General features: G+C 40.6%; 6 protein-coding genes. All 6 read left to right on the top strand.

Annotation, left to right across the window (positions count from 1 at the left end; all coding sequences use genetic code 11):
• Positions 1–739 (top strand): FGGY-family carbohydrate kinase (locus DWY55_RS03635; protein WP_243633634.1); only part of this gene is annotated, 739 nt, incomplete at its 5' end.
• Positions 740–803: 64 nt separating this feature from the next.
• Positions 804–1,949 carry a glycoside hydrolase family 172 protein gene (locus DWY55_RS03630; RefSeq protein ID WP_371413549.1) on the top strand — a complete coding sequence of 382 codons (1,146 nt, stop codon included), beginning with the start codon at positions 804–806 and terminating at the stop codon, positions 1,947–1,949.
• A gap of 63 nt (positions 1,950–2,012) precedes the next feature.
• On the top strand, positions 2,013–5,222 hold the full coding sequence (locus DWY55_RS03625; protein ID WP_009037504.1) for a SusC/RagA family TonB-linked outer membrane protein: 3,210 nt from the start codon (positions 2,013–2,015) through the stop codon (positions 5,220–5,222).
• A 19-nt stretch (positions 5,223–5,241) separates the two neighbouring features.
• Positions 5,242–7,077 carry a RagB/SusD family nutrient uptake outer membrane protein gene (locus DWY55_RS03620; RefSeq protein ID WP_034529209.1) on the top strand — a complete coding sequence of 612 codons (1,836 nt, stop codon included), beginning with the start codon at positions 5,242–5,244 and terminating at the stop codon, positions 7,075–7,077.
• A 24-nt stretch (positions 7,078–7,101) separates the two neighbouring features.
• Positions 7,102–7,515, top strand: coding sequence for a DUF4945 domain-containing protein (locus tag DWY55_RS03615; protein ID WP_009037502.1), 414 nt, complete (start codon positions 7,102–7,104; stop codon positions 7,513–7,515).
• A gap of 143 nt (positions 7,516–7,658) precedes the next feature.
• The gene (locus tag DWY55_RS03610; protein WP_057259238.1) at positions 7,659–9,065 is read left to right on the top strand and encodes a DUF4185 domain-containing protein; all 1,407 of its coding nucleotides are present in this window, start codon (positions 7,659–7,661) and stop codon (positions 9,063–9,065) included.
• Positions 9,066–9,070 lie beyond the last annotated feature (5 nt).

Genomic DNA, 9,070 nt, shown 5'->3' with positions numbered 1-9,070 from the left:
CATGGTTGCCGGCAAAGACGAGGTAGGCGGACGCTGTATCAAGGGAATCTGCGGCCAGGTGGACGGTTCGGTGCTTCCGGGATTCGTCGGTTTCGAAGCCGGGCAGTCGGCTTTCGGAGACATCTACGCCTGGTTCAGGAAGATGCTGGCATGGACACTGAAAGATATCCCCGGAGGGGAGGCCAGGCAGAAAGTTCTGGACGGCATGCTGGTGGAACTCACCCGTGAGGCCCAGGACATGGAACCCTCCGAGGACGGTGTTGTCGCCCTGGACTGGATGAACGGCCGCCGTACCCCCGATGCGGACCAGAACGTGAAGGGTGCCGTTGCGGGACTCACGCTGGGTACCAGCGCCCCGGAAATATTCCGTGCGCTGGTGGAAGCCACCGCCTTCGGTTCCCGCCGTATTGTGGAGCATATGAAGGGCCAGGGGCTGCGCATTGATTCGGTCAATGCCATCGGAGGTATCAGCAAGAAGGCGCCCTTCGTGATGCAGACGCTGGCGGACGTGCTGGACATGCCCATCCGTGTGGTACGCTCGGAACAGACCTGTGCCTTGGGAGCGGCAATGTTCGCGGCAGTTGCCGCAGGGGTGTACAAGGATATCAACGAGGCGACAAGGCACATGGAGTCGGACATCGAGGCTGAATACCGGCCGGATGAGAAAAGAGCCCTCATCTACGAAAAACTATACAAGAAATATCTTGAACTGGCAAAACTTGCTGAAACCATTAACTAAGTATACAAACCATTAATCTATTTAAAACATGAGAATCAAATCATTAATTTTGGCGGCCTTATGCATGGTCACCGTGGGTGTTTACGCCCAAAGCAACTACCCGTTCAACGGTCTGGACATGAACATGGGTAACCTGTCAAGACTGTCCGATGCCAAGACACGTTCCATCAGCCCTGAGAACTTTACAGGCGAGAAGGGCAAGGGCGGCATGGCCGATCCGGTCAGGGACAAGGATCAGCGCAATGTGGCCAACGCCCACCATGCGGCCAAGGACCTGGGCAAGGGTTGGAAGGTAAACCCCTTCATCATCGTGAAACCGGGAGAGACAATCACGATTGCGGAAATCGAGGGTCCGGGAGCCATCCAGCAGATCTGGATGACACCGACCGGGAACTGGCGCTTCTCCATCCTGAGAATGTACTGGGACGACGAGAAGGAGCCTTCCGTCGAATGTCCGGTGGGTGACTTCTTCTGCAGCGCATACAATGAATATGCACAGCTCTCCTCACTGGCCGTCTGCGTGAATCCGGGCAGCGCCTTCAACTGCTACTGGAAGATGCCTTTCCGCAAGAAAGCCCGTATCACGCTGGAGAACATCAACACCGCCGAGGAGATGCGCCTGTACTACCAAATCAACTACACCTTGACAGAAGTTCCTGAGGACGAGGCCTACTTCCACGCGCAGTTCCGCCGCTCCAACCCGACCCAGGGGTCGCTGCACACGCTGATTGACGGTGTGAAGGGCAAGGGACAGTACGTGGGTACCTACCTGGCATGGCGTGTAAACGACAACTGCTGGTGGGGTGAAGGGGAAATCAAGTTCTACATGGACGGTGACAAGGAATACCCGACTATCTGCGGGACCGGGACTGAGGACTACTTCTGCGGCTCGTACAATTTCGAGAACCAGAAGACGCGCCAGTACCAGGAGTTCACCACCCCCTATGCCGGCATGCACCAGGTAATCCGTCCCGACGGGCTGTACCGTGCGGTGACCGCTTTCGGGCTGTACCGCTGGCATATCCTTGACCCGGTACGCTTCGACAAGGACCTGAAGGTCACGATACAGGATTTGGGATGGCGTCATGACGGACGCTACAACAACCAGAAGTCGGATATCTCGTCGACCACTTTCTGGTACCAGGCCGAGCCGCATGCCAAATTCCCGGCTTTGCCGAGCAAGGACGATTTGGAAATTCCAAGATGGTAAAATTGGGTATACCCGATATTTAAAATTACGTTGTTTTTTTATTAACTATTAAATCAAAGTATTATGAGGATTTCTTTTAAAAGGAATGGTTTCATAGCATTGGCATCAATGCTATCATTTGCAGTGTATGCAGGGGATAATTTGCCCCTTGCAACCGCTGCATCGGGGACAAATGGATCTATTCAAGTATCTGAGCATGGCGTAGATACTTCTAATGAGATTCAACAAGCGAGAGTAATACAAGGAACAGTTCTGGAAGAAGGGACTAATGAACCTCTTATTGGGGTAAATGTTGTCGTTAAAGGAACTACTATAGGTACAACTACTGATGTGGAGGGAAAATATTCGATAAGAATACCTTCTGATAATGCTGTGTTAGTCTTTTCTTATATTGGTCAAAAAACAGAAGAATATTCTGTTAAAGGCTTGAAATCTTTGGATGTTATTATGAAAAGTGATGCTACGATGTTGTCTGAAGTCGTTGTATACACTGGTTATATGACTCAGAAAAAAGCTGACTTAACCGGATCGGTTGCATTGGCGGATTCAAAAGACATCAAGAAGACTTCCGCTAACGTTATGAAAGCTATGCAGGGTAAGATGGCCGGTGTGAAAATTAGCAACAATGGCGGTAATCCTGCAGAAGATATAGGCATTCAAATTCGTGGTCTTTCTTCTTTGTCTGGAGCTGTTACTCCATTAATTGTATTGGATGGTATGCCAGCTGAAGGTCTGAATCTACGTGACATAAATTCAGGAGATATTGAATCTATTCAGGTATTGAAAGATGCTGCTTCTGCCTCAATTTATGGTGCACGTGCTTCTGGTGGTGTGATTTTAGTCCAAACTAAAAAAGGTAAAGCTGGTAAGACTACCATTGACTATAATGGTAGTGTTTCTGTAAGTTCTATAATAAATAGACCGGAAATGATGAACGCCACAGAATGGGGTACTGCTGCCTTCCGCGCTGCTGCTTATGATGAGTGGGCTTATGGTTCAGGCCTATTATTACCAAATGGCTTTGAGTATGAGTATCATAGAGGTGATAATGGAATGCTGGTATTGGATAATATGAAAATGAAAGAATATTTGGATAATAATCAATTGGTAAAAGCAACTGATACAAATTGGATGGATGAGATTTTCCGTACAGCAGTTTCTACAAATCATCAGTTGACTATTTCTAATGGTTCGGATAAAGCTAAAAGTTTGTTTTCATTAGGGTATACTAACAACCAAGGTACACAAATTCATTCTTTTTTCAAACAATATTCTGTACGTGCTAACACGGAATATAGTTTGATTAAAGATCGTTTGAAAGTAGGAGAAAATTTAGCTATTTCTTATTTGCAGTATAAAAGTCAATGGGAAACCTTTTTGGCTATGATTATGCCACCTATGGTTCCTGTTTATGATGTAAATGGTAACTGGGCAGGACCTGCAGGACTTGATGATTTTGATAATCCGGTACGTAAAATGACTATGGGTAAAGATAATATCAATAATTATGTGAAAATTATTGGTAATGTTTTTGCAGACCTGAATATTTGGAATGGTATATCTGCTAGAACTCAGTTTGGTATAAATTATGGTAACTCTTATAGTAGAACAGTAGATGGGGCTTATGTAGAGACTGGTTTTAGAGGCAATGATAAAAATTATGTAAGAAATAACCAGTCCCATCCGTTAAATTATGTATGGACTAATACTTTGTCCTATAATAAAAGTTTTGGAAAACACCATATTGATGCTGTATTTGGTAGTGAGTTTACCCGTTATGTACAAGAAGGTTTTTATGCAAGTAGAGAAGGACTTTATTTGGAAGATCGTGATTTTGCCGGTCTTAGTGTTGCTACCGGTGATGAAATTGATGTAAGTAGTTCTGCTGATGAATATACTTATTTCTCTCTTTTTGCTAAGGCCAATTATTCATATGCTGGTAAATATTTGTTGTCTGCAACTGTACGTCGTGATGGTTCTTCTTTGTTTGGTGTCAATAATCGTTATGGTGTATTTCCTGCATTTTCTGCTGGTTGGAGAATTAAGGATGAAGCTTTTATGGAAGATGCGGACTGGTTGTCTGATCTGAAAATTCGTTTCAGTTGGGGTACGAATGGTAGTGTACAAGGATTACCTCGTGGTTACACAACTACTCCATTTACTACTAATTATTTTGATACTGCATATCCTATTAAGGGACAAGCAACCGGCGCTTTGCAGTCTGGCTATAGAAGAACTTGGATTGGTAACCCTGATTTGAAATGGGAAACAACCAAACAAACAGACTTCGGCGTTGACTTTGGATTTTTCAATCAACGTTTGACTGGTTCTTTTGACTATTACTATAAGAAAACAAATGATATCTTGGTCCAGACTCCATATATCGCAGCAATGGGTGAAGGTGGTGAACCTTGGGTTAATGGTGCTAGTATGAATAACCAAGGTGTAGAATTTACAGTATCTTTCAAGAGTGACCCCTCCAGTGAATTCCAGTGGGCTGTTAGTGCCAATATTGGTACATACAAAACTGAATTGACTGACCTTCCTTCCAATGTAATCAATAAGTATGCTGGTGATGGTGTACACGATTTGATTTTAGGACGTTCTCCAAATTCTGCTTATGGTTTGGTAGCTGATGGTATTTTCAAAACTCAAGAGGAAGTTGATGCTCATGCAGACCAGCCAGGTAAAGCAGTTGGACGTATTCGCTACAAGGACTTAGATGGTGATGGTGTAATCAATGAAACATATGATAGAACTTGGATAGGTTGCTATGACCCGGATTTCTTTGGAGGTCTTAATTTTGATTTCGCTTATAAGGGTTTTGATTTGAACTTGTTTTTTGAGGGTATGTTCGGTAATGATGTAAATAGCGACTGGAAGAAAGAGAGTGATATTTGGCTTTTCACCAATCCTGCATGGAAAAATCATGCAACTCGTATGTTGGGCGGTTGGTCACCTGACAATCCGAATTCTGATATTCCGGCTATCTCGAATAATACTGCCAATCAAGAACAAAGATTCTCTTCTTGGTTCATAGAAGATGGTTCATACATTAAGTTGAGAAATATTGAATTGGGTTATACATTTCCGACTAAGCTTATCAAAAAAATGCATATGAGTAATCTGCGTTTGTATGCTGCTGCATATAATGTATTTACTTTGAAGAAGTTTTGGGGAGATGACAAATATACAAGTTTCGATCCAGAAAGACCTTCTTATCATTATCTGACACCATTTACTTTCAATTTCGGTATCAATGTTTCTTTTTAAACTTAATTAATAAATTATTATGAAAAGCAAATATATAACTTTATCAATTGCTCTATGCTCTATATTAGGAGTCAGCAGTTGTGATTCATATTTGGATATCAATCCTAAACAAGTTCTGGACCAAAATATACTTAACAAACCTAGCGATATAGAAGGTTTTGTCACAGCAGCCTATGCCCGTATGTGTGAGATGGGGTCATTGGATTCCTCTCCTTATATGTATTGGTGGAGTGGTTCTATGCGTTCGGATGACTGCTACAAAGGTGGTGGTGGTGTTGCTGATGCTGTAGGTTCTTTTGGTAACATATCGCTTTTTACTTATGTAAATCCTAATACCGGTGCATTGGATGGTACTTGGTATAATTCTTATCAAGTTATCCAAAGATGTAATACAGCAATTCAAAGAATGGCAAATTTTACGGAAGAAGAGTTGCCTAATAAGAATAGTTTTATGGGTGAGATGCTCTTTATTCGTTCATTTACGTTGTATCGTTTGAAAAAACTTTGGAAATATGTACCCTATATTGATGAGAATGTAGTAGGTATGTCAGATGCTTTTGAAGCAGTGCCTAACCGTGAATTGGATAAAGGGAATGATCTCTACTTATGGCAACGTATTCTTGATGATTTTAAGAAAGCTGAAGAATTATTGCCTTTGGATCAGATGGATAAAGGCCGTGTAAGCCGTAATGCTGCTACTGCTATGGTTGCTAGGACAATATTAAATATGGCTTACGAACAGGATGACCGTCATCAGGTGATAAATATCAATAAGGAATTACTTGCAGAAGCTTTGCCTTATATTGATAAAATTATTGATCAAGAAGGTGGTCGTGTAGGTTTGGAATCTGATTTTGGTAATAACTTTTTGGTAGAGTATGATAATGCTACTAAAGAATCCATTTGGGAATTACAATTTGCTCTTGATAATAATTTTCATACAGCAGGTCGATTTAATCGCGCTGAAGGTTTGAATCATCCATGGATGTGGCCCGAAACACAACCTGGTAATTTTGTATTTAAGTGTTGTGACTTTAACCATGCTAGCTATACGTTGACTAATGCGTTTAAGACAGATGAAAACGGTTTACCCCGTTTCGAGGATTATAATGAGGATGATTATGGTCAATATATTAAAAATTCAGATGGTTCTTATAATTTGGATATCGTTAATTCTGGCGCTAAGCCTTACTTTGATAAGTATACATGGGATCCCCGATTTAGCCATACTATCGTAGCTCCTGGACAGCCTTGGAAGTATGATCCTGATTTATTATTCCATTCAACTGCTACTCGTGATCCGATTACTTATAGTTTCTTGAAACCCATCAAAGATATGCCACATCCTGATTGTGGTTGTATTGCTTATGATGGATGGCAATTTAATTCTATGAATAAGAAGATGATTCGTTACGATGACGTGTTGCTGTGGAAAGCTGAGATTTTGATTCAATTGGATAGAGAAATGGAAGCCCTGCCATATATTAACCAGATTCGTACTCGTGCTGCCAATAGTTTGGTTCGTTTGACTCAAGCTGACGGTTCATATACAATGAATTATCATATTGCTACTTATCAGCCGGGTATTAACTGTAATTGGACTAAGGACTTTGCATGGAAAGCCTTAATGTGGGAAAATCGTCTTGAATTTGCTTGCGAAGGTCATCGTTTCTTTGATTTGCAGCGTTGGGGATTGTTGGAAAAGACAATGAACGAATATTTTGCTATTGAAAGAACTCGCTTCGATTGGTTCAATGATGCTCGTTTTACTGCCGGTCGTGATGAGTACTTTCCGATTTCCCAACCACAAATGAATTATTCAAAGGGTAACTATACGCAGAATCCGGGATATTAATGTTTAACTATTAAGAAGAAAATTATGAAAAAGATAGTAACCATTTTTACAATGTTGTTGGTAGTGTTATCACTGTCCAGCTGCTATGACAGAGATGTGCTTGATGACAAGGGCTTGAATTATTTCATGCCTACGCCTGAGAATGTGCAGTATATTCAAGATAATGCTACTACAGTGACATTGACTTGGAGTATTCCTTCAGTAATTCCAGAAGACTTCAGACGTCCTATTTCAGTACAGATTCAAATAGTGGAAAATAATATTTATAGAGATAGAATAACCTTGGTAAATGAGGAAACCTCTCATACTTTCACTATTGATCCTGCTAAGAAGTATCGCTATATCGTTAAATTGGTAGGTACTTTTACTGAGGAAAATCAAGAAACAGGGCGTACATCTACTGTTACTTCTGAGGGTGTAATAGTTAATGTCGAATAGTTTCGAGAAGGATTTTTGTAGTTAATGATAGAGAGTGGGCTTTTACTGGTATTTTTCTGAGTCAGCTCACTCTCTATTTTAATATTTGATATAAGGCGAATGGGTTATCTGGTTACGATAAATTGAAAAATGAATCAATAGACATGAAAAACATATTATTTATAGCATTCTCTTCGTTTATATTTTTATTTGTTTCTTGTACTTCTGAACAAGAAACTGAAACTTATATTCCTATTGATGAAATTATACCTTTGGATACTCATTTGATTCCAAATAAGGATACAAAAATTGTATCAACAACATTGAATTTTAAGGATATTGATGCCATAGATTATTTGCTGGTTAGAAAGAGTGTAGGTGACAGCTATTCAGCTAAGATAAGTCAAAGCGAACTTACGTCTGATTATATTTTCAATTATACCATCCAAAAAACAGATCCACAGAAATTTCGGCTAGTATTAGCTGCCTTTTACAAAGATGGTAATATGTCAAAAGAGCTCTCTTTGAATGTGGATAACCGTTGGGGTTTTTTTATTCGTAATGTTACTCGTATAGCTCGTGTTACAGGGAGTATAATAAATGGAGAAAACTTTCCAAGTCCTAATAATACTGCGACAAAATGGAATGTAGGAGGAACAGATCTTGGCATTATTTGGGAGATGCAGCCCGGAAAATATGGAATTTTCTTTGGTGATACTTTTGGGTATGACTTTAAGCCTAATCCAGCTAATCCTGGACCTAACGGAGGGAGTTGGCGTAGTAATGTGCTGGCTTTCTCGGAGGATAATGATTTAGAAGATGGATTGTCATTCAGCAATATGGCTACTGATGATAAAGGGTATGCCCGCGAGATAGTATATGGGGGAAAAGATTCGTCAGGTAATGGTGATTGGACTTCTATCCCAACAGCTGCTATTCGTGCTAATGGAATAGATTATGTACATTATTTTAATATGAGAAATTGGACGGGATGGATTACAAATTATTCGGGAATATATAAGTCGGTTGATAATGGTTTGACATGGGCTAAATGTAAAGATATAACCTTCTCATCTTATAGTTTTTTTGGCCAGGTAGGGTACTTTAAGAAAGATGGATATGTTTATATGATAGGTACTCAAACGGGGAGGGATAGCAATGCTAAATTAGCACGATTTCATGAAACAGATATTGAGAATAAGACAGCTTATGAATATTGGAATTCTTTTACTAATCAATGGATAAAAGGCAATGAAAATGAGGCAACTGTATTAATAGAAGATAAGGTTGGTGAACTTTCTTTTATATATAACGAGACACATAAGAAATGGATAATTGCTTATTTCAATGCAGATAGATATAATATAACTATGCGTACGGCAGAAGACATAACTGGCCCATGGAGTGAACCCTATGAGCTTGCTAATGGTAGAGAGTATGCCCAATTGTATGGTTCTTACATTCATCCGTTGTCGGTAACTGGTGATAATTTATATTTTACGATGTCAATGTGGATGCCTTATAATGTTTTTTTAATGAAGGCTGAATTGGCTGATATGGGAGAGTTTTAATTATA

This window comes from Bacteroides sp. AF25-38AC, assembly GCF_003602995.1.
Lineage (GTDB): Bacteria > Bacteroidota > Bacteroidia > Bacteroidales > Bacteroidaceae > Bacteroides > Bacteroides uniformis.
Note: the sequence above shows the minus strand (reverse complement) of the source record. Positions and strands in the feature narration are given on the sequence as shown.

Bases quoted from the DNA above. Each gene is read 5' to 3' on its own strand.
- DWY55_RS03615 (WP_009037502.1), top strand. From the start codon at position 7,102: ATGAAAAAGATAGTAACCATTTTTACAATGTTGTTGGTAGTGTTATCA.
- DWY55_RS03630 (WP_371413549.1), top strand. From the start codon at position 804: ATGGTCACCGTGGGTGTTTACGCCCAAAGCAACTACCCGTTCAACGGT.
- DWY55_RS03610 (WP_057259238.1), top strand. From the start codon at position 7,659: ATGAAAAACATATTATTTATAGCATTCTCTTCGTTTATATTTTTATTT.
- DWY55_RS03625 (WP_009037504.1), top strand. From the start codon at position 2,013: ATGAGGATTTCTTTTAAAAGGAATGGTTTCATAGCATTGGCATCAATG.
- DWY55_RS03620 (WP_034529209.1), top strand. From the start codon at position 5,242: ATGAAAAGCAAATATATAACTTTATCAATTGCTCTATGCTCTATATTA.